Origin of the sequence: Dyella acidiphila (genome assembly GCF_014863405.1) — a bacterium.
Classification (GTDB): Bacteria; Pseudomonadota; Gammaproteobacteria; order Xanthomonadales; family Rhodanobacteraceae; genus Dyella_B; species Dyella_B acidiphila.
In genome coordinates this window covers 472,488-491,475 of the sequence record NZ_JACZZA010000002.1, presented here as the reverse complement: position 1 = coordinate 491,475, position 18,988 = coordinate 472,488, and the positions used below count along the sequence as shown (strand labels likewise).

Genomic DNA, 18,988 nt, shown 5'->3' with positions numbered 1-18,988 from the left:
AAGTCTTCTGTCGATGCTACCTCGACAGGTGCGGCAGCTATCGGATCGAGTGCAAAAGTTGCTGCAAATGCAGCTAATTCTGTTGCACTCGGGAATGGCTCGACCGTGAGCGCTGCCAATACAGTCTCTATCGGCAGCAGTACTCTTACGCGCACGCTCACCGGCCTTGCGAACGGCGAGGTAAGCAGCGCCAGTAAAGACGCGATAAATGGTGCGCAGCTGTATGCGCTTCAGGGCCGGATCGACAACGGCACCGTTGGCTTGGTGCAGCAGGATGCCACCACCAAGAAAATCACAGTGGCGTCGGGTAGCGAAGGCGATACGGTAGATTTTTCAGGTACGAAGGACGGCAAGGCGCTGACGCGCAAGCTGACCGGTCTGTCCGCCGGCAGCCTGTCCGAGAACAGTACCGATGCGGTGACCGGTGCGCAGTTGTATGCCACCAATGCCAACGTCAAGACGAACAGCGACGATATCGCCGCCTTGCAGACCGGCTCGCTGGGTCTGGTGCAGCAAGATGCCGATACCCATGCGATCACCGTGGCAGCTGGCACCGGCGGCAGCGCAATCAGCATTGCAGGCACCGATGGCGGCCGTGTCTTGGGTGGCCTGGCCAATGGCACTGAAAACACGGATGCGGTAACGATCGCGCAGCTCAAGGCCGTGGGCCTGATGGACGGCAACGGCAACACCCTCGCAGCACTGACGTACGACGATCTGACCATGAGCAGTGCGATGCTGGGCGGCACCAAGGGTACGGTGATCAGAAACCTCGCCAATGGCTCGATCGCGCATGGCAGCTCGGAAGCGGTAAACGGCGGCCAGTTGTTCGACCTGCAGCAGAACTTCACCAACCAGATCAATACGCTCAACGGCCAGGTCAATAATCTCAACGACAACGTCAACGGCATTTTGCAGGGCATTGCCGACGGTTCGATCACGGGCAATGGTTCGGTCACGTCGCCGGGTACCGGTACGAACAGTGCGTCGGTGGGTGAAGGCTCCACTGCTTCAGGCAGCGGCAGCACGGCGGTGGGCGTGGACGCCACTGCCAGCGGCGACAACAGCACCGCTTCGGGCAGTCATGCTGTGGCCTCGGGTACGGACTCCACCGCAACGGGCGCCAATGCGGTGGCATCCGGCAGCGGCAGTACCGCGAGTGGCGCAAACGCCGTGGCGTCGGGTACCAACAGCACTGCTGTAGGTTCCAACAGCAGCGCAACGGGTAACAACTCGGTAGCGCTGGGTGCGAACTCCACGGCCGATCGCGACAACACGGTATCGGTAGGGTCTGCCGGCAACGAGCGCCAGATCACCAATGTGGCTGCTGGCACCGAACGCACCGACGCGGCCAATTGGGGCCAGGTGCAGGATGCCGTCAACGGCGTGCAGGATTGGGCGCGTGGCCAGTTCGAGCAGGTCGATCGCCGCATCAATGGCATGGGTGCGATGAGTGCCGCCTATTCGCAGATGGCGTTCAGTGCGCAGGGCGTGGACAAGCTCAATCGCGTCGGCGTGGGCGTGGGTACGCAGGGTGGGCAGTCGGCGTTTGCCGTGGGGTATTCCCACCAGATCGCCCCGAACTTGAATGTGTCGTTCGGTGGTTCGACGTCGGGCCGGGATACCTCGGTGGGTGCGGGTATGGCTATTGGCTGGTAAGGGTGGCGAGTAGTGTGTTTGCTTGTGGCCGGCATCGATGGATGCCGGCCTTTTTTGTGGAACGCGCGATGCGTAGGTTGGGTTATCCCGGCTTGATCCGGGTAATTCACCGATGCTTGATGGCCGGGATGAAGCTACGTTGGGTTACACCCGGATCACCTCAGGGTTAACCCAACTTACGTGTGTTTCGTGGGTGGTGTGGCTGGGGGGAAAACGATCTCCACCCGCAAGCCGCCTTTGCTGCTGGCGCTGAGATAGCGCACGCGTGCGTTGTGCCATTCGGCAATGCGCTGCACGATCGCCAGGCCCAGGCCGCTGCCTTCTTCATCGCTGCCGGGGACGCGGAAGAAGCGTTCGCCGAGGCGTTCGATCCAGGTGGGCGGTACGCCGGGGCCGTTGTCTTCCACGGCGAGGCAGATGCCGTCGCTGTCGCGGGTGAGCATCACGGTCATCACCGCGCCGCTGCCGGCGTAGCGCAGGCCGTTGTCGATCAGGTTGTCGAGCAGTTCCTGCAGGCGGTGGCGGTCGCCGTCGATCCAAAGCGGGCCGGCAGGACCGTCGTAGCCCAGGTCGATGTTGGCGGCGAGTGCTTCGTGCACGCGCTGGCCGACCAGCTCGGGAGTCAATTGCGCCAGATCGAGGAATTCGCTGTCGCCGGCTTCGTGCTCGGTGGTTTGCGCGCGGGTGAGTGCCAGCAGCTGGCTGGAGGTGCGGTTGGCGCGGTGGATCAGGCGCTGGATATGGTTGAGCGCATCGCCGATGGTGACGGGATCGGAGCTGCCTTGGGCGCGCTCGGCGTGCACGCTCAGGCCGGCCAGCGGCGTACGCAGTTGATGCGCGGCGTCGGCGATAAAGCGTTCGTGCAGCGCCAGCATGCCACGCAGGCGTGCGAACAGGCCGTCGATGGTGCGGGTGAGCGGCAGGATTTCCACCGGCACGTCGTGGTCGCCGATTGGCGCTAGGTCGTGTTCGCGATTGGCCAGCTGTTTGGTCAGCGGATCGAGCTGGCGCAGGCCGGTGCGTACGCCCAGCCACACCAGCAAAAAGGCGGCGATGATCAGCAATGCTTGTGCGGGGATGCTCAGCAGCAGGATCTGCTGCGCTTCGACATGGCGATCATGCAGGGTTTCGGCCATGGTCACTTCAAGCTGGTCGCCGGCATCGTGCGGATCGATCATCTGGATGCTGGCGGCGCGCAGCGCGTGCTTTTCGATGTGCACGTTGTAGAGCTGCGGCTCGTTGCCGTCGGTGAACAGGCCGCTGGGCGGCTGCAGGCTGGCGTTGCCGGCGATCAGTCCGTGCTTGCGGCTGAAGACACTGAAGTAGTTGCGGCCTTGCGGTTCGTATTCCAGCAGGAACTGCGCCTGGCGCGTGACCTTGTCGTCGGGGCTTTCGCTGGCCATCAACTGCACCAGGGTGAGCGTATCGTCGACCAGGTTTTTATCGTGCACGTAGTTGGCGTAAATCAGCGCGCCGACGTAGGTGATCAGGCTGTTCAACAGCAACAACAGCACCAGCGGCACCATCACCGTGGTAAGCAGGCGCCGGCGCAGGCTCTGCCGTCCCCAGCGCCATTGGTTCATGCCTGCTTGACCTCTTCCAGCAGATAGCCGAGGCCGCGGATGGTACGCACCTGCGTGCCGGAATCGGTCAGCTTGCGGCGCAGGCGGTAGATGGCGATATCCAGGCCGTTGTCGGTGAGCTCCTGGTCCCAGCTGCACAGCGCTTCGATCAGCTGCGCGCGGCTGGTGACCCGGTCGGGGCGTGCGGCCAGGGCTTCGAGCAGGCCGAACTCGCGGGCGGTGAGTTCCAGCGGGGTGTCGTCGACCCAGGCGCGATGGCCGGGCAGGTCCAGGCGCAGCCGGCCGAGGGTGAGCTCGGGCGCGCCCTGGGTGGTATAGCGGCGCAGCAGGGCGCGCACGCGGGCTTCGAATTCGGCCAGGGCGAACGGTTTGACCAGGTAGTCGTCGGCGCCCAGGTCCAGCACGCGTACGCGTTCGCGCAGGCCTTCGCGGGCGGTGATCACCAGCACCGGCAGGCTGCTGCCGCGGCGGCGTACCCGCTGCAGCACTTCGCTGCCGTCGAGGTTGGGCAGTCCCAGGTCCAGTACCAGCAGGTCGTAGGGGGTGTCTTTCAGTGCGGCGTCGGCGCGCACGCCATCGGCGACATGGTCGACCGCGTGGCCGCCCTGGCGCAGGGCCGCGCTGACGCCGGCGGCAATGGAGGGATCGTCTTCGGCTATCAGGATACGCATGGTTCTCGGGCTCCATCAGGCCTGCAGTGCGCGGGCGGCATGTCCATGAATTCCATTGCGTTCCATGTCGTCGTGCGGCTTGCGTGGCCTGTTGATTGCGCAGCTTAACGCCTGCAGGCATGGGCGCACAGACAGAAGAGGTGCGTAGCCCGAGGCTCGTCATCCCAGCGAAAGCTGGGATCCAGCGTCTTTGATGGCACAAGGCACGGGATCCCAGCTTTCGCTGGGATGACGGACTAAGGGTTCATGGCATGCGCAGCTGCCTTGCGGGCATGGTGTGACCGGCTCGTGACGTATGGCCTATGTCCTCCCCGCTATGCTTGCCCCACGCTCGATACATCTCTTGGGGAGATCGTTAGATGAGACTAGCAACCGGTAGGGGCGGGCTGTGGCTCGCTGCGGTGGTTCTATTGTGGTCGGGACAGGCCCTGGCACAGACGGCGGCGCAGCCAGCGGCAGCGGCAGCGACCGATGCCGGCGGCGAGATTCCCTTCGCCCCGGCGCACGACACCATGATCACGCAGCAGAGCGCACCCAATGCCTGGGGCGGCGAGCGCACCGGCAACGAGCCGACGCTGTCCGACCGGGTGGTGAGCTACACCATCGATGCCACGCTGGATGCGCCCAAGCATGCGGTGACCGGCAAGGAACATATGACCTGGCGCAACCGCAGCGATCGTGCGGTGAGCAGCGTCTATTTCCATCTTTATTTGAACGCCTTCCAGAACGAGGGCAGCACCTTTTTCACCGAGCGCGCGGTGGAAGCGGCGAACGGCGGTTCGCGCGGCCTGGCACACCTGAAAAAGGGGCAGTGGGGCTGGATCCGCCTGCAGCAGGTACAGCAGAACGGTGCGGCGCTGAAATGGAGCTATGTGCATCCCGACGGCGGCCCGGATGCGGACCAGACCGTGGTGCGCATCGACCTGGCCCAGCCGGTGCCGGCCGGTGGCACGCTGGCGCTGGATATCGACTTCCTCAGCCAGCTGCCGCGGGTGGTGGAGCGCACCGGCTGGTGGGGCGACTTCAACATGGTGGGCCAGTGGTTCCCGAAGATCGGCGTGCTGGAGCTGCCGGGCGAACGCGGTGCCGCGCAGGTGCGCTGGAACGTGCATGAATTCCATTTCAGCAGCGAGTTCTACGCGGACTTCGGTTCCTTCGACGTGCATATCACCACCCCCAGCGATTACACGGTGGGCGCGGTAGGCCAGTTGCAGGGCGCGCCGGAACAGAAGGACGGCAAGACCACCTATCACTTCATGCAGGCGGACGTGCATGACTTCGCCTGGGTGGCCGCCAAGGATTTCAAGACGCTGGACGGCAGCTATGAAGGTCCGGGCAGCCCGAAGGTGGCGGTGCGCGTGATCTATCCGGCGGAATACGTGGCCAGCGCCGCGCCCAGCCTGAAATCCAGCATCGATGCGATCGGTTATTTCTCGCGCACGCTGGCGCCGTATCCGTATCACACGCTGACGGTGGTGATTCCGCCGTACAACGCGGATGAAGCGGGCGGCATGGAATACCCCACCTTCTTTACTTCCGAAGGCTATAAGGAAGTGGAGCCGGATACCGCCAACCAGATGGCCAGCGACTTCGTGAATATCCACGAATTCGGCCACGGCTATTTCTACGGCATTCTCGCTTCCAATGAGTTCGAAGAGCCGATCCTCGACGAAGGCCTGAACGAGTATTGGGACAACCGCATGCTGCGCGAGCGCCAGCAGGATCTGGTGCTGGCGTCACCGTTCACCAAGTGGCTGGGCATTACGCCGCATCTGAAGGGCTTCGAGTTCGAGCGCCTTACCGCCACGCTGCGCCATCCGCACGATCCGCTGGCGCAGAATAGCTGGGATCGTCTTTCCGGCATGAGCTACGGCACGGTGTATTCGCGCACCGCCACCGCCATGCACGATCTGGAAGAGCGCCTGGGCCATCCGGCGCTGGAGAAGGCGTTCAAGCTGTACTACCAGCGCTGGCACTTCCGGCATCCGTCGGTGGCGGATTTCCGCGCAGCGCTGATCGACAGCTCCGGCGATGCGAAAGACGTCGATGAAATTTTCAACGACTACGTCTACGGCACGCGTGTGATGGACGATCGAGTGGAATCGGTGGACGCCGAAGAAGTGCTGCCCAAGGTCGGCGTGAGCTGGAAGGACGGCAAAGAAACCGAAGTGGTGGCGGACGACCTGGACAAGCAGCTCGACAAGCAGCGCGATGACTGGAAGAAGGCTCATCCCAATGCCAAGCCCGGCGATCCGGGCCCGTTCCCGTGGCGCAGCACCGTGACGGTGACGCGCGATGGCGTGCCGGCACCGGAACTGCTGCGCGTCACCTTCGAGGATGGCACGCATGAGGACGTGACCTGGAATGACGATCGCCGCTGGGCGCGCTTTGTATTCACCAAGCCGAGCAAGGCCGTGTCGGCAGAGCTGGATCCGGATCAGCACAACCTGCTCGACACCGACCGCCTCGACAACAGTGTGAGCAACAAGCCCGATGGCGCCGCATCCAAGCGCTGGACCGCCGATGTTGCAGCGGTTCTGCAGACCCTCTACTCCATGCTGGTGACACTGTGATGGCCAACAACATGTCTCGTTCCGTCGGCTTTTCCGCCCTGGGTACCAGCATGCGCGCCGCTGCACAGTGGCGCTTGCTGCTGCTGTGGCTGCTGCTCATGCTGATTCCGGCCAGCGTGGTGGCACTGCCGCTGTGGCGCATGCTCAGCGGCTTGCTGGACAACTCCGTGCATGCCGCCGAGTGGGCGCAGCAATTCAGCGGCATCATGTTTTCCGATGTCCTCTTCATCTTCAGCGACCATTTTCAGTGGTTCGGCGCGGTGGCCATCATCGGCCTGGTGCTGACCTTGCTGTTGTCGCCCTTTATCGACGGCATGATCGTCGGCAGCGGGCGGGCAGGGCAGGTGCTGGGGTTCGGTGCGCTGCTGCAGAACGGCCTGATCGAATATGGGCGCATGTTCCGCAGCATGCTGTGGTCGCTGGCACCGTACGGCGTGTTGATGGCGGTGCTGGCTTTTGCCGGGCATGCCAGCGACAGCCACGCCAAAGCAGCCGTGCTGGAGTCGAGTGTGGATGCGCATAACACCTTTGTGCATGTGGTGTTGCTGATCGTGTTTGTGCTGGTGCAGTCGATTGTGGAATCGATGCGCTCGGCGTTTATTGCCGATGTCACGCTGCGTTCGGCGACGCGTGCATTGGGGCGCGGCATTCGCCAGTTGTTGCGGCAGCCGGTGAAGACCCTGGTGTTTTATCTGGTGGTGACGCTGGTCGGCCTGCTGATTGCGTCGATCTTTGCCGTGGCGCGTATTCATGTCACCGCGGTGGGTGGCGGCTTTCTGCTGGCCCTGCTGTTGAGCCAAGTGATGCTGCTGGTGATTGGCTGGATGCGCACGGCGCGGTTGTTTGCGCTGGCTGAGGTTGCGCGGGCGGTGGTGCCGGCGCGGGTGCAGGCGGAATATCGCTGAGCCGAAGCGTAGAGCCATGCGTAGGTTGGGTTAGCGCAGCGTAACCCAACGATACTGCTACGAAGATAGATCGTTGGGTTACGCTGCGCTAACCCAACCTACCTCAGCTTCCGCGGGCCTGCTTCACCGCTGGTGTTGATTTCATGGATTGGGCAGGCCCAGTCCGGCGTGACCATGCCCGCTCTGATGTATCTATGGATGGAAGAGTAGGGCCAGTCGCTGGCGCGATTTACATGACCATGTTTGACCGGGTTGATGTGGACGTAGTCAACATGGCTCTGGAGATCCCGTTCGTCTCTAATCTGGTGCTCCCAAAAGCGGCGTTGCCAGATATTTCGCTCACCTTTGTGCTGCCTTGATGAACTGACGGCTTCCGTTCGTTCGATGGACTTTGAGAATCGCTGTTTGATCAGCTTCCAGCGGTTCGAGTAATCGCCATCGTGTTCCGGCATGACCCAGATGGCGTGCATATGGTCGGGAAGCACGGCCCAGGCAAGGATGCGGAAGGGATGTTGCGCTTTTACCTGCCGTACGGCATTGCGTAGTGCGTCGATGCGGTCAATCAGCAGCGAACTGGTGCGGGTGGCAAGATTGACCGTAAAGAAATAGGTGCCGCCTGGTGTTTTGACGCGCCGATAACGCATGGCCGATCGAACGTAGGTTGGGTTAGCGCAGCGTAACCCAACAGTTCTGGCGGAATCGTTGGGTTACGCTGCGCTAACCCAACCTACGGGGTTATGCGGTGTTTTTTGAAAGTTGTACGAGAATCAACTCACCGCCACCTTCAATCCGTGTGCGCTGACCTGCCGCCGCATCGATCCACACGTTGGCGCCCATCTCCAGCGCCACATGCTCATCACCGACCTGCATATCGGCACGCCCGCCGAGCACATGCACAAACCACAGCCACCCTTCGCGTACCGGCAGCCACATGCTGCCATTCAACGGCCGCGCCATCAGCTCGCCCTGCGCATCACCTCGCAACATCAGGTTGAATGCACGCGTAGGCCCGTCAGGTAGCTGCGCATACGGCGCATCGGCGCCATCGAAATGCGTGACGGACAAGCGCAGCAGCGCAAGTTCGCGTTGGTTTGAAAAGCGCAGGGTGATCGGCGCATCCAGCGCCACGAACTGTCGGCGCGTGGCAGGAAAAGCGGAAAATGCCCCATCCTGGGCGATATCGGCAATGCTCAGGCGCCAGCGCCAGTCCGCATGGTCCGGATCGCTGGCAATAACCGTGGTGGTGCCGGCGCCGTTGGCCCATGGCTGCGTGCGCAGCGTATCGGGCGCAAGCAGGCGCAGGGCGCTCATGCCCAGGCGCGGCGTGGTTCGCGGTGCGGCGGGTAGTAGGCGAAGATGTGGGTGTCGCTGCCGAAGAAGTCGATGTCTTCGATATGCTCGCCGCCAAGGCGTTCGGCCACGCGGTCGGAGGCATCGTTGCCTACGCGCACCATGCTGATCACGCGCTGGATGTGCAGTTGATCCCAGGCATAGCCGAGGATCGCGGCGCCGGCTTCGGTGGCGTAGCCATGGTGGCGGTGGTCGGGCTTGAGCATCCAGCCCAGTTCGATATCCGGCCAGCCTTCCGGATGCAGCAGGCCGGCGCGACCGATGAATTCACCCGTGGCTTTCAGTTCCAGCGCCCACATGCCGTAGCCGCGCAATTGCCAGTGGCCGATCAGCATGGCCAGCGAGCGCCATGCATTGGTGCGGTCCAGCGGCAGGCCGTCGCCGATCCAGCGCGTGCTTTCCGGGTCGGCCAGCATCGCAGCGTAGTCGTTGAAGTGGCGTTCGGTCAGCGCGGTGAGGCGAAGGCGCTGGGTTTCCAGGGTGGGAATGTCGATCATTTCGGATCAGTCGTTGAGACTGGCGCTGTCCAGCACATGGGCCAGAGCGCGAGTCGTGGTCATCAGACTCTCGTACCAGGGCAGACCGATGATTTTCTCACCAGTGGCGGTATCGATAAAGTCTTCTTCCTGGCCGGGCGGCAGCAGGTGACGGTAGTCCACGGTAATTTCGGTGCCGGCGGGCAGCTGGCGCAGGGCGAACACAAAGCCCAGGTGCCATAAGCCGGTCGGCTCGAAACTGTGGTTGACGTAGCACTCGTCGGGCCATTCCGGCGAGAGGGTGTAGCGATCCTCGAACCAGCGTGCGCTGGCGTACATCTGATCCGGCGTGGCCTGCAGTTCGTCCAGGCGGTAGGTCTGGTTGATTGTGTCGGGGGCGATGACGATCCGCCCGGCATCGACGTTTTCTTCCAGAAACAAGCCCTTGCCCGCGCCCTGGATGTGCGAGGCATCGATGCGATAGCGCGGAAGGATCATGTGGGCGGCGGACGGTGGCGGGCGGTTGACCGGCGCGGAGTGTAGCCCATCGGGCCGGAGGGGGTAGCGGGGTGCGCCGCCGGGCCGCATGGAAGCGATACGGCCCACGGCGGGCCGTATCGGGTGGTCGGGCGGCGATCAGTCCTGCGAGGCTGCGTCGGCGGCCGGCTTGGTTTTCTTGGCGTGCTTGGGCTTGGCCGGGGCATCGCCCGTCGCCTTGGCACCTTCGCCGCTGAGCAGGATGGCGTCGTGGTTGCGCTGCAGCGTGGCCTGGCCGATGCCCTTGACCTGGGTCAGTTCCTCCACGCTTTTGAATGGCCCGTGTTCCTCGCGGAAGGCCACGATGGCATTGGCCTTGGATAGCCCGATGCCGTCCAGCGATTTGGCGATGGTGGCGGCATCGGCGGTGTTGATGTTGACCGGCGAGGCGGCAAAGCCCGGCAGTGCCAAGGCAAAGCTGAGTACGAGGCCGGCAAGGATGTGCTTGAACATGCTGGATATCTCCCTGGATCGAAAAGTGACGGCGCTTTCCGGCGCCGAGCTGCACTTTGCGCGATCGCTGCAGTGGTCCGACAGCCGGTGCAGTGCGCGAAAACATGGGCGTTTATGGCCGACATGCTGTCGGCGTCGGCGGGCATGGCTGTACGTGCGCGACCGGCGCGCGCCTGTGGCTGCGGGGTGGGGCTGCTAGAATCGCGCTTTTCCTGTCAGCCATGGAGTCCGCATGGATACCGCGCGTATTACCCGTTTCGTCAGCGATCTGTGGGATGCCGAAATCGTCCCGCAGCTGATGGACTACATCCGGATTCCCAACAAGTCGCCGATGTTCGACAAGGACTGGGTGGCGCACGGTCATATGGATGCGGCGGTGAAGTTGATGGAGACCTGGGCGCGCGGCAAGCTGCCGGCGCTGCCCGGCGCCACGCTGGAAGTGGTGCGGCTGGAAGGACGCACGCCGCTGATCTATATCGAAGTGCCCGGCCAGAGCGACGACACCGTGGTGTTGTACGGCCATCTCGACAAGCAGCCGGAAATGACCGGCTGGTCCGAAGGCCTCGGCCCGTGGACGCCGGTGTTGAAGGGCGACAAGCTGTACGGCCGTGGCGGTGCAGACGATGGCTACGCCATCTTCGGTTCGCTGGCCGCCTTGCTGGCACTGCAGGAGCAGGGCATTGGGCACGCGCGCTGCGTGATCCTGATCGAAGCCTGCGAGGAATCGGGCAGCTACGACCTGCCGTACTACGTGGATCATCTGGCCGCGCGCATCGGCAGTCCGTCGCTGGTGGTATGCCTGGATTCGGGCTGCGGCAATTACGACCAGCTGTGGCTGACCACCTCGCTGCGCGGCCTGACCGGCGGCGAGCTGACGGTGCAGGTACTGGAAGAAGGCGTGCATTCGGGCGATGCCTCCGGCGTGGTGCCGTCGAGCTTCCGCATCCTGCGCGAACTGCTGTCGCGGCTGGAAGACCCGCAAACCGGCCGCATCAAGCCGGAGGCCTTGTACGCGGAGATTCCGCCGCAGCGCATCGAGCAGGCCAAGGCGGCGGCTGGCGTGCTGGGCAAGGAGATCTACAGCAAGTTCCCGTTCGTCGAGGGCATGCATCCGGTCACCGAGGACCTCACCGAGCTGGTGCTCAATCGCACCTGGCGTCCGCAGCTGGCAGTGACCGGTGTGGACGGCATGCCGTCGCTGGAAAGCGCCGGCAATGTGCTGCGCCCGAAAACCTCGGTAAAGCTCAGCCTGCGCGTGCCGCCTACGCTCGATGGCGCCAAGGCCGGCGAGTTCGTCAAGCAACTGCTGGAGCAGGATCCGCCGTACGGCGCCAAGGTCAGCTTCAAGCTGGAAAAGGACGGTAGCGGCTGGCATGCGCCGCAGCTGTCGTCGTGGCTGGAGCAGGCGGTATCCAAGGCGTCGGAGCAGTATTTCGGCAAGCCGGCGGCGTACATGGGCGAGGGCGGCTCGATTCCGTTCATGGGCATGCTGGGCGCCAAGTTCCCGCAGGCGCAGTTCCTCATCACCGGCGTGCTGGGTCCGCATTCCAATGCGCATGGGCCGAATGAGTTCATCCATATCCCCACCGGCAAGAAGGTGTCGATGGTGGTGGCCGATGTGGTGGCGCGGCATTTTGAGCAGGGTAAGCAAGGCTGACGCGGCGCGATCGATTTATGCGTACGTCTGACTCCAGCGCCGTCATTCCCGCTTCCACGGGAACGACGGCTGCGTCTGTGGAGCACATCGCCCATGACTGACACCGCGCAGCTCGCCGCAAACTGGACCGCCGTTCGCCAGCGCGTCGACGAAGCCTGCCGTGTCGCCGGCCGCGATCCGGCGGAGGTCACCATCCTACCGGTCAGCAAGACCTTCGGCGCGGAGTCGGTCCGCGCCGCCATGGCGCTGGGCCTGCATCGCTTCGGCGAGAACAAGGTGCAGGAGATCCGCGATAAAGCGGCCGCGCTGGCCGGCGAGGCGATCGAGTGGGTGGTGATCGGCCATCTGCAGACCAACAAGGCCAAGGACGTGGCGCGGCTGGCCAGCGAGGTGCAGTCGCTGGACCGCCTGGAGCTGGCCGAGGCGCTGCACCATCGCCTGCAACTGGAAGACCGCCGCCTGGACGTGCTGGTGCAGGTGAAAACCGCACGCGAAGAGACCAAGTCCGGCCTTCCCGCCGAGGACCTGGCCGCCTTCCTTGCCCAGCTGCGCGCCTATCCCAGCCTGCGCGTGCGCGGCCTGATGACGCTGGCCACCTTGTCCGAGGATGCCGGCGAGGTGCGTGCCTGCTTCCGCCTGTTGCGCGAGCTGCGCGATCGCTGCGTGGCGCAGGGACATGAGCTGCCACGTCTTTCGATGGGCATGAGCGGCGATTTTCCGCTGGCGATTGCTGAAGGCGCCACCGAAATTCGGATCGGCACGGCCATTTTCGGCAGCCGCGCACAGGCTTGATGTGTGATCTCCATCGCGCCTTGAGCGTAAAAGTTGCCTAAATTTAGGGGTCTGGCGCGCCAAGGTTGCGTAATTCGCTGATTTTTTGCCCTTTAAATCAGTTATTTGAAAGCGATATCAGACGATTCCATATTTTCCGCACGACGGGGTTCAGTTAACGGCATCCGAACATGTGAGGGGACGTGCTTTGTTACCTTCACTGCTTCGTCACGGCCGCCGCAGGGGGCGACGGCCGGCAGTAACCGCCCAGAGATCCACAAATGCCCAACACGCGACTCGTACTCGCCGCGCTTGCCTCGGCTATGTGCTTTTCAAGCCCAGTCCTCGCCGCCTCCGCCGACAACGGTGTGCAGGCCCAGGTTTCCGGAAAGATCTCCAACACGTTGTTGAGTCCCCTGGCCGCTTTCAGCGCCGCGCCCGCCCTGGCGCAATCGGTGATTCCCACCCAGCTTCCGATCGCCGCCCTGGCCCCGGCCAAGAGCGACGATGCCGACACGGCAGATATCGCCCCGGCCCTGGCCAACGACATTGCCAAGTTCAGCGACGCCAACACCTCGCAGAACCTGCGCGACATGCTGATCGGCCTGGCCATGCAGCTGCGCCATGTGCGCTACGTGCGCGGCGGCCGCGATCCTTCCACCGGTTTCGATTGCAGCGGTTTCGTGCGCTACGTGTTCGAGCATGCGCTGGGCCTGCAGCTGCCGACCAATTCCGCTTCGCAGTACCTGATCGGCCACATCGTGCGCCGCAACGACATGCAGCCGGGCGACCTGGTGTTCTTCCGCACCGCCGATCGCCGCGGCCGTGGCCGTATCTCGCACGTGGGCATCTACCTCAGCGACGGCCAGTTCATCCATTCGCCGCGCCGTGGCGAATCGGTGCGCGTGGACAACCTCGCCGACAGCTACTGGTCCAAGCGCTTCGCCGGCGCGCGCCGCCCGGATGCGATGGCCCAGATCGATTCGAGCACGCACAACGGCTGATCCCGCCTTCGGCGCATCGGCAAAAAGGCCACCTGACGGGTGGCCTTTTTTGTGGGGCTGCTGGTGCCCGATACTTGGCGCCGCACTTACCGAGATCGTCCATGCCCACCAGCCTGCCGCCTGTTACCCGCTACCTGCTGATCGCCAACGTCGCCGTGTTCCTGCTGCAGCAGGTGATGGGCGATTTCCTGATAGCGCATTTCGCCCTGTGGCCGTGGGGGCCGGATCAGCTGGCGCAGGGCGACCACGGCAGCGTGTTCACCGTCGGGTTCCGCCTGTGGCAGTTGCTGACCTATGCGTTCATGCACGGCGGCTTGCTGCATATTTCGTTCAACATGTACGCGCTGTACATGTTCGGGGCTACGATCGAGCGCACCTTCGGATCGCGCAACTTCACCCTTTACTATGCGGTGTGTGCGGTAACGGCGGCGCTGGCGCAGTTGCTGGTGGTGAAGTATTTCACCCACGGCTACGCACCGACGCTGGGGGCATCCGGGGCGATTTTCGGCTTGTTGCTGGCGTTCGGCATGCTCTATCCGCAGGAAAAACTGATGCTGATTTTTCTGCCGGTGCCGATTCCCGCCTGGCTGTTCGTGATCGGCTATGGCGCGGTGGAGCTGGTGCTGGGGGTAACCGGCAAGCAGGCGGACGTTGCGCACTTCGCCCATTTGGGCGGTATGCTCGGCGGCTTTCTGATGATCGAATACTGGCGTGGCAAGCTGCCGATCAAACCGCGTAGCCGCTTGATGCGCTGATGCAACGTTTTCACTCACAGGCCCACTCATGACCCAACATCTGCAGCGCGGCCTCAACTCGCGCCTCATTACCTTCATGGCGCTGGGCATGGCCATCGGCGCGGGCCTGTTCCTCGGCTCGGCCGATTCGATCGACAAGGCCGGCCCGTCGGTGATCTTCGCCTACATGTTCGGCGGCGCGATGATCTTCATCATCATGCGCGCGCTGGGCGAGATGGCGGTGCACGATCCGGTGGCAGGCTCCTTCAGCAGCTACGCCCATCGCTACCTCGGCCCGTTCGCCGGCTATCTCACCGGCTGGAACTACTGGCTGCTGATGGTGGGCGTGGGCATCGCCGAGAGCACGGCGGTGGGCATCTACATGAAGCAGTGGTTTCCCCATCTGCCGCAGTGGATCTGGGTGTTCGGCAGTGTGCTGAGCATCGGCGCGCTCAACCTGCTGGCGGTGCGCGTCTACGGCGAGATGGAATTCTGGTTCACCATGATCAAGGTGGTGACGGTGGTGCTGATGATCCTGGTCGGCGCCGGCATGATCTGGTTCGGCTGGGGCAATGGCGGCCAAGCGGTTGGCTTGAGCAATCTGTGGAGTCACGGCGGCTGGTTCCCGCACGGTTGGGAAGGCATGGTGCTGGCGTTGCCGATCGTGGTGTTCGCCTTCGGCGGCATCGAGACCATCGGCATGGCGGCGGGCGAAGCCGCCGATCCGGCACGCAATATCCCGCGCGCGGTCAATTCGGTGCTGTGGCGCATCCTCATTTTCTACGTGGGTGCGCTGTTCGTGATCATGGCGATCTATCCGTGGAACCAGCTCGGCACGCAAGGCAGTCCGTTTGTGAACACCTTTGCCAAGCTCGGCATTCGCGAAGCGGCGGGCGTCATCAATTTCGTGCTGATCACGGCGGCGTTGTCCGGCTTCAACAGCACCACCTTCAGCGGCAGTCGCATGCTGTACAGCCTGTCGCATAAAGGGCAGGCGCCGGCGCTGCTGGGCAAGGTGAGCGAGCAGGGCGTGCCTACGCGCAGCGTGCTGGCGTGCATGGCATGCCTGATTCTGGGCGTGCTGCTCAACTATCGGGTGCCGGACAACATCTTCGCGATGATCATGTCGATTCTGTCGTTCAACACGGTGTGGACGTGGATGATGGTGCTGATCGCCCACTTCAGCTTTCGCCGACGCTTCGGCGCCACGGCGTTTCCGTTGCGCATATGGCCGCTGAGCAGCCTGGTGTGCATGGCGTTCCTGCTGTTTGTGCTGGTGATGCTGGGCTACGACCCGAAGACGCGCATGGCCTTGTATGTGGGCGTGGCGTGGGTGGCGCTGCTGAGCGTTGCGTACGTGGTGTTCGGCGTGGGGCGGCGGATGAGCGTTGCCGAGACCGATGCGAATGCTTGATAAAGACCGGAAATAAGCGCGCGCACTTTCGTCTGATGCGGTGCCCCCTAAGCCGTCATTCCCACGAAAGCGGGAATCCATGTTGCTTCGATGCAAAGGCGAAGGTGGATTCCCCTCTTCGCATGGCAGCCTCGCAATGCGTGCAACACGTAGGTTGGGTTAGCGCAGCGTAACCCAACAATGTCGCACGGCCATGTTGGGTTACCCCCGGATCAAGTCCGGGGTAACCCGACCTATGCGGCTGATGCGATGCCCCCTAAGCCGTCATCCCGCTTTCGTAGGAGTGATGGCTCAGTGTGTGCTGTGGTGAGCGGCGGTATCCGTTACCGCAGCGCGAGAAAATCCGGACTCACCACAAAGCGCACCGCATCCAGCCGCAAGCGTGCCTGCGGCAGTGCACTGAGCAGCGCCGCGCGTTCTTCTTCCACGCTGTTCACTTCCGCCTCGGTGATCGACAGGTTGATGGCCTGCAAGGCACGCAGGCGCGCCAGCTCCGCATCGAGCGTATCGCGCGCATCGTTCACCGCAGTGGCGATGCTGCCTTGCGCATGCAGTGCCGCCGCCGCCTCGGCTTTCTCCAGCATCGGCGGCACCAGCTTGGCCAGGAACTTGCGATAGCGCGGCACTTCGATGGTGCGGTCGCTGGCTTTGCGGATGGCGGCGTCGCTGGGATGGAAATTGCTGCGTTCGACAAGCCGGGTATCGATGGTGACCACGATCGGCTGCGTCGGCAGGAAGCGTTCGGCATCCAGGCTGCGCTCGGCCACGCATTCCAGCACGTACACGGCCTGCAGCAGGGCGCTGCGCGGCGGCAGGGCGTCGTCGACCATGAAGGCAGCGTTGCCGCGTTCGCTGGACAATGCCAGGTCGAGCGCGGCCTGCAGCATCGGATGATCCAGGCGCAGCAGCGGCAGTTCTTCGCGGGCCAGCGCCACCTCGCGCGAGAAGGTGATCGATTGCGGGCCTTCGCTGAAGCCGGGCAGCGCGTCGGTGGAGAGGTATTGCGGATCGAGCAGCACCACTTTGCCGCCGAGTTCCTCGGCGTGGATGCCGAAGGATTCAAGCAGGTTCTGCTGGAATGCATCGCGCGACGGGTCGTCTTCTTCGCGGCGGAACGCCTGCGCCAGTTCGTCGGCGTGCAGGTCGCGACTGGCCGCGAGTTCCAGCAGGTGGTCGCGGCCGGCGCGGATCAGCTCGGCCATTTGTTCGTGGCCGGCGTGGGTTTCGGCCAGCAGCACATCCAGCTCCTGGTCGCGCTGGTCGTCGCCGCGCGCGTGCTCGTCGGCCAGTCGCTTCAGCGGTTCGCCGAAGCGGCGCAGCAGTTCGCGGCCATCGGCGGGACTGGTGCGGAAGGCGTCGACGCCTTCGTCGTACCAGCGCGCCAGCACGTGCTGGGCGCTATCGGCGACAGCGACGATATGGATGCTGATGTCGTGCTTCTGGCCGATACGGTCGAGACGGCCGATGCGCTGTTCCAGCAGGTCCGGATCGAGCGGCAGATCCCACAGCACCAGGCGATGGGCGAACTGGAAGTTGCGGCCTTCCGAGCCGATTTCCGAACAGATCAGCAGGCGCGCGCCATCGGCCTGGGCGAAATAGGCGGCGTTGCGGTCGCGCTGCACGATGCCCAACCCTTCGTGGAAGCGCGCAATGCCGGCGCCGGTGCGCGTGCGCAGTGCTTCTTCCAGCGCCAGCACCTTGGCCTGGCTGCGGCAGATCAGCAGGAATTTGTCTTGCGGGTGGCGTTCGAGCAGCGCCACCAGGTTGTCGATGCGCGGATCGGCGCAGTAGTCCAGTTCAAGCACCGGTACCGGCTGCTGGATATCGGCGTGGAATTCACCAAGCAGGGCCTGGCGGCTGGCATCGTCCAGGCGTTCGGCCTCGATCAGTTCCCACACCGGAATACGCTGCGGAAAGCCGCCAATGCCGGCGCGGCGATTGCGGAACATCGAGCGGCCAGTGCCGTGGCGGTCGATCAGCGCTGCGAGCAGTTCGCGGCTGTGCTCGGGCTTGGCGGTATCGGCCAGATAGCCTTGCAGGGTGGTGTCGCCTTCGAAGGCCAGCTGCAGTTGCTGGCGTTCGTCCGTATCCAGCGGTGTGCGCTCCAGCAGTTTGTCGGCGATGCGCGACAGCGGTTCGAAGCGTTCGGCTTCGGCCAGGTAGGCCTGGAGATCGTGATAGCGCTGCGGATCGAGCAGGCGCAGGCGCGCGAAATGACCGCTGCGGCCCAGCTGTTCGGGGGTAGCGGTAAGCAGGATCACGCCGGGCGTTACGGCGGCCAGTTGTTCTACCAGCGTATAACGCGGACTGGCGGCTTCCGGCGTCCATGCCAGGTGATGCGCTTCGTCTACCACCAGCAGGTCCCACGGCGCTTCGAGCAGCTGCTGGACGCGCTTGGGGCTGTGTTCGAGGAAACTGAAATCGGCGATGACGAGCTGTTCGTCTTCGAACGGATTGTGGCCGCCGTCGGACTGCTCCACCGCTTCGCAGCGCTCTTCGTCATAGATGGCGAAGTTCAAGTTGAAGCGACGCAGCAGTTCCACGAACCACTGATAGACCAGCGTATCGGGCAGCAGCACCAGCACGCGCGCGGCGCGGCCGGTGGCGATCTGACGGGCCATGATCATGCCCGCCTCGATGGTCTTGCCCAGGCCCACTTCGTCGGCCAGCAGCACGCGCGGCGGATGGCGCGAGGCGGCAATGCCGGCCACGCGCAGCTGGTGCGGCACCAGGCCGATCCGTGCCGAAGCCAGGCCCCAGCTCGGCGAGCGGCGCGCCTCGGCACGCCGGCGCAGGCCTTCCAGGCGCAGCTCGAAATGGTGGACGGGATCGGTACGGCCGCCGATCAGGCGGTCGTCGGCCTGGCTGACGCTTTGCTCATCGTCCAGCTGGCCTTCGTGCAGCTCGCGGCCTTCGCCGCGGTAGACCAGCAGGCCTTCACGCTCCTCGATGCGCTCGACCAAGAAGGCGATGCCCTTGCCGGCCACGCGCTGCCCGGCGCGAAATTCCGCGCGCACCAGCGGCGCCGAATCCACGGCATAGGGGCGCAATACGCCGGATTTTGCGAACAGCACCTGCACGCCGCGCCCTTCGACGCGCAGCACGGTGCCGAGGCCGAGCTCGGGCTCGGCGGTGGAGATCCAGCGTTGACCCGGTAGGTACATTAGCCTGCAGCGCTTGTGCGGTTTTGAGGGGGCTCAA

At 63.9% G+C, this 18,988-nt stretch carries 16 protein-coding genes; 8 read left to right on the top strand and 8 right to left on the bottom strand.

Going from position 1 to position 18,988, the window contains the following annotated elements:
• Positions 1-105 precede the first annotated feature (105 nt).
• A complete protein-coding gene (locus tag IGX34_RS06805; protein WP_338015423.1) occupies positions 106-1,659 on the top strand; it encodes a YadA family autotransporter adhesin in 1,554 nt (517 codons plus the stop codon).
• Positions 1,660-1,835: 176 nt separating this feature from the next.
• On the opposite strand, the gene IGX34_RS06800 is transcribed toward IGX34_RS06805, so the two are convergent.
• Positions 1,836-3,242: a sensor histidine kinase gene (locus tag IGX34_RS06800; RefSeq protein ID WP_192554927.1), complete on the bottom strand. Its 1,407-nt coding sequence runs from the start codon at positions 3,240-3,242 to the stop codon at positions 1,836-1,838.
• Complete coding sequence (locus IGX34_RS06795; RefSeq protein WP_192554926.1) at positions 3,239-3,913, bottom strand: response regulator; 675 nt, start codon at positions 3,911-3,913, stop codon at positions 3,239-3,241. Before IGX34_RS06795 ends, IGX34_RS06800 begins: the two co-directional genes overlap by 4 nt.
• A gap of 359 nt (positions 3,914-4,272) precedes the next feature.
• Between IGX34_RS06795 and IGX34_RS06790 the strand changes: the two genes are divergently transcribed.
• Together IGX34_RS06790 and IGX34_RS06785 are read left to right on the top strand one after the other, a co-directional pair.
• Positions 4,273-6,486, top strand: coding sequence for a M1 family metallopeptidase (locus IGX34_RS06790; protein ID WP_192554925.1), 2,214 nt, complete (start codon positions 4,273-4,275; stop codon positions 6,484-6,486).
• An 11-nt stretch (positions 6,487-6,497) separates the two neighbouring features.
• Positions 6,498-7,391 carry a hypothetical protein gene (locus IGX34_RS06785; RefSeq protein ID WP_225737266.1) on the top strand — a complete coding sequence of 298 codons (894 nt, stop codon included), beginning with the start codon at positions 6,498-6,500 and terminating at the stop codon, positions 7,389-7,391.
• A gap of 98 nt (positions 7,392-7,489) precedes the next feature.
• On the opposite strand, the gene IGX34_RS06780 is transcribed toward IGX34_RS06785, so the two are convergent.
• From IGX34_RS06780 to IGX34_RS06760, 5 genes are all read right to left on the bottom strand, one after another.
• Positions 7,490-8,035, bottom strand: a complete 546-nt coding sequence (locus IGX34_RS06780) for an REP-associated tyrosine transposase (RefSeq protein ID WP_192554923.1) — start codon at positions 8,033-8,035, stop codon at positions 7,490-7,492.
• Positions 8,036-8,126: 91 nt separating this feature from the next.
• The gene (locus tag IGX34_RS06775; protein ID WP_192554922.1) at positions 8,127-8,702 is read right to left on the bottom strand and encodes a HutD/Ves family protein; all 576 of its coding nucleotides are present in this window, start codon (positions 8,700-8,702) and stop codon (positions 8,127-8,129) included.
• Complete coding sequence (locus IGX34_RS06770) at positions 8,699-9,238, bottom strand: GNAT family N-acetyltransferase (RefSeq protein ID WP_192554921.1); 540 nt, start codon at positions 9,236-9,238, stop codon at positions 8,699-8,701. Before IGX34_RS06770 ends, IGX34_RS06775 begins: the two co-directional genes overlap by 4 nt.
• A gap of 6 nt (positions 9,239-9,244) precedes the next feature.
• Positions 9,245-9,715, bottom strand: a complete 471-nt coding sequence (locus tag IGX34_RS06765; RefSeq protein WP_192554920.1) for an SET domain-containing protein-lysine N-methyltransferase — start codon at positions 9,713-9,715, stop codon at positions 9,245-9,247.
• A gap of 138 nt (positions 9,716-9,853) precedes the next feature.
• On the bottom strand, positions 9,854-10,207 hold the full coding sequence (locus tag IGX34_RS06760; RefSeq protein ID WP_192554919.1) for a ComEA family DNA-binding protein: 354 nt from the start codon (positions 10,205-10,207) through the stop codon (positions 9,854-9,856).
• Positions 10,208-10,439: 232 nt separating this feature from the next.
• Between IGX34_RS06760 and IGX34_RS06755 the strand changes: the two genes are divergently transcribed.
• The 5 genes from IGX34_RS06755 to IGX34_RS06735 all read left to right on the top strand — a co-directional run bounded on the left by IGX34_RS06755 (position 10,440) and on the right by IGX34_RS06735 (position 15,787).
• A complete protein-coding gene (locus IGX34_RS06755) occupies positions 10,440-11,864 on the top strand; it encodes a M20 family metallopeptidase (RefSeq protein ID WP_192554918.1) in 1,425 nt (474 codons plus the stop codon).
• A 93-nt stretch (positions 11,865-11,957) separates the two neighbouring features.
• A complete protein-coding gene (locus tag IGX34_RS06750; protein WP_192554917.1) occupies positions 11,958-12,656 on the top strand; it encodes a YggS family pyridoxal phosphate-dependent enzyme in 699 nt (232 codons plus the stop codon).
• Positions 12,657-12,916: 260 nt separating this feature from the next.
• Positions 12,917-13,639 carry a C40 family peptidase gene (locus tag IGX34_RS06745; protein ID WP_192554916.1) on the top strand — a complete coding sequence of 241 codons (723 nt, stop codon included), beginning with the start codon at positions 12,917-12,919 and terminating at the stop codon, positions 13,637-13,639.
• Positions 13,640-13,740: 101 nt separating this feature from the next.
• Positions 13,741-14,394 (top strand): rhomboid family intramembrane serine protease, encoded by a 654-nt coding sequence (locus IGX34_RS06740; protein ID WP_192554915.1) that lies wholly within the window; start codon positions 13,741-13,743, stop codon positions 14,392-14,394.
• Between the two features lie 28 nt (positions 14,395-14,422).
• Positions 14,423-15,787 (top strand): amino acid permease, encoded by a 1,365-nt coding sequence (locus IGX34_RS06735; protein WP_192554914.1) that lies wholly within the window; start codon positions 14,423-14,425, stop codon positions 15,785-15,787.
• Positions 15,788-16,110: 323 nt separating this feature from the next.
• Here IGX34_RS06735 and rapA read toward each other — a convergent pair whose 3' ends face one another.
• Positions 16,111-18,951: an RNA polymerase-associated protein RapA gene (gene rapA / locus IGX34_RS06730; RefSeq protein WP_192554913.1), complete on the bottom strand. Its 2,841-nt coding sequence runs from the start codon at positions 18,949-18,951 to the stop codon at positions 16,111-16,113.
• Positions 18,952-18,988 lie beyond the last annotated feature (37 nt).

What these genes read in the sequence shown, in the direction of transcription:
- IGX34_RS06800 (WP_192554927.1), bottom strand. Translation starts at nt 3,242, where the DNA reads ATGAACCAATGGCGCTGGGGACGGCAGAGCCTGCGCCGGCGCCTGCTT.
- IGX34_RS06795 (WP_192554926.1), bottom strand. Translation starts at nt 3,913, where the DNA reads ATGCGTATCCTGATAGCCGAAGACGATCCCTCCATTGCCGCCGGCGTC.
- IGX34_RS06790 (WP_192554925.1), top strand. Translation starts at nt 4,273, where the DNA reads ATGAGACTAGCAACCGGTAGGGGCGGGCTGTGGCTCGCTGCGGTGGTT.
- IGX34_RS06785 (WP_225737266.1), top strand. Translation starts at nt 6,498, where the DNA reads ATGTCTCGTTCCGTCGGCTTTTCCGCCCTGGGTACCAGCATGCGCGCC.
- IGX34_RS06780 (WP_192554923.1), bottom strand. Translation starts at nt 8,035, where the DNA reads ATGCGTTATCGGCGCGTCAAAACACCAGGCGGCACCTATTTCTTTACG.
- IGX34_RS06775 (WP_192554922.1), bottom strand. Translation starts at nt 8,702, where the DNA reads ATGAGCGCCCTGCGCCTGCTTGCGCCCGATACGCTGCGCACGCAGCCA.
- IGX34_RS06770 (WP_192554921.1), bottom strand. Translation starts at nt 9,238, where the DNA reads ATGATCGACATTCCCACCCTGGAAACCCAGCGCCTTCGCCTCACCGCG.
- IGX34_RS06765 (WP_192554920.1), bottom strand. Translation starts at nt 9,715, where the DNA reads ATGATCCTTCCGCGCTATCGCATCGATGCCTCGCACATCCAGGGCGCG.
- IGX34_RS06760 (WP_192554919.1), bottom strand. Translation starts at nt 10,207, where the DNA reads ATGTTCAAGCACATCCTTGCCGGCCTCGTACTCAGCTTTGCCTTGGCA.
- IGX34_RS06755 (WP_192554918.1), top strand. Translation starts at nt 10,440, where the DNA reads ATGGATACCGCGCGTATTACCCGTTTCGTCAGCGATCTGTGGGATGCC.
- IGX34_RS06750 (WP_192554917.1), top strand. Translation starts at nt 11,958, where the DNA reads ATGACTGACACCGCGCAGCTCGCCGCAAACTGGACCGCCGTTCGCCAG.
- IGX34_RS06745 (WP_192554916.1), top strand. Translation starts at nt 12,917, where the DNA reads ATGCCCAACACGCGACTCGTACTCGCCGCGCTTGCCTCGGCTATGTGC.
- IGX34_RS06740 (WP_192554915.1), top strand. Translation starts at nt 13,741, where the DNA reads ATGCCCACCAGCCTGCCGCCTGTTACCCGCTACCTGCTGATCGCCAAC.
- IGX34_RS06735 (WP_192554914.1), top strand. Translation starts at nt 14,423, where the DNA reads ATGACCCAACATCTGCAGCGCGGCCTCAACTCGCGCCTCATTACCTTC.
- rapA (WP_192554913.1), bottom strand. Translation starts at nt 18,951, where the DNA reads ATGTACCTACCGGGTCAACGCTGGATCTCCACCGCCGAGCCCGAGCTC.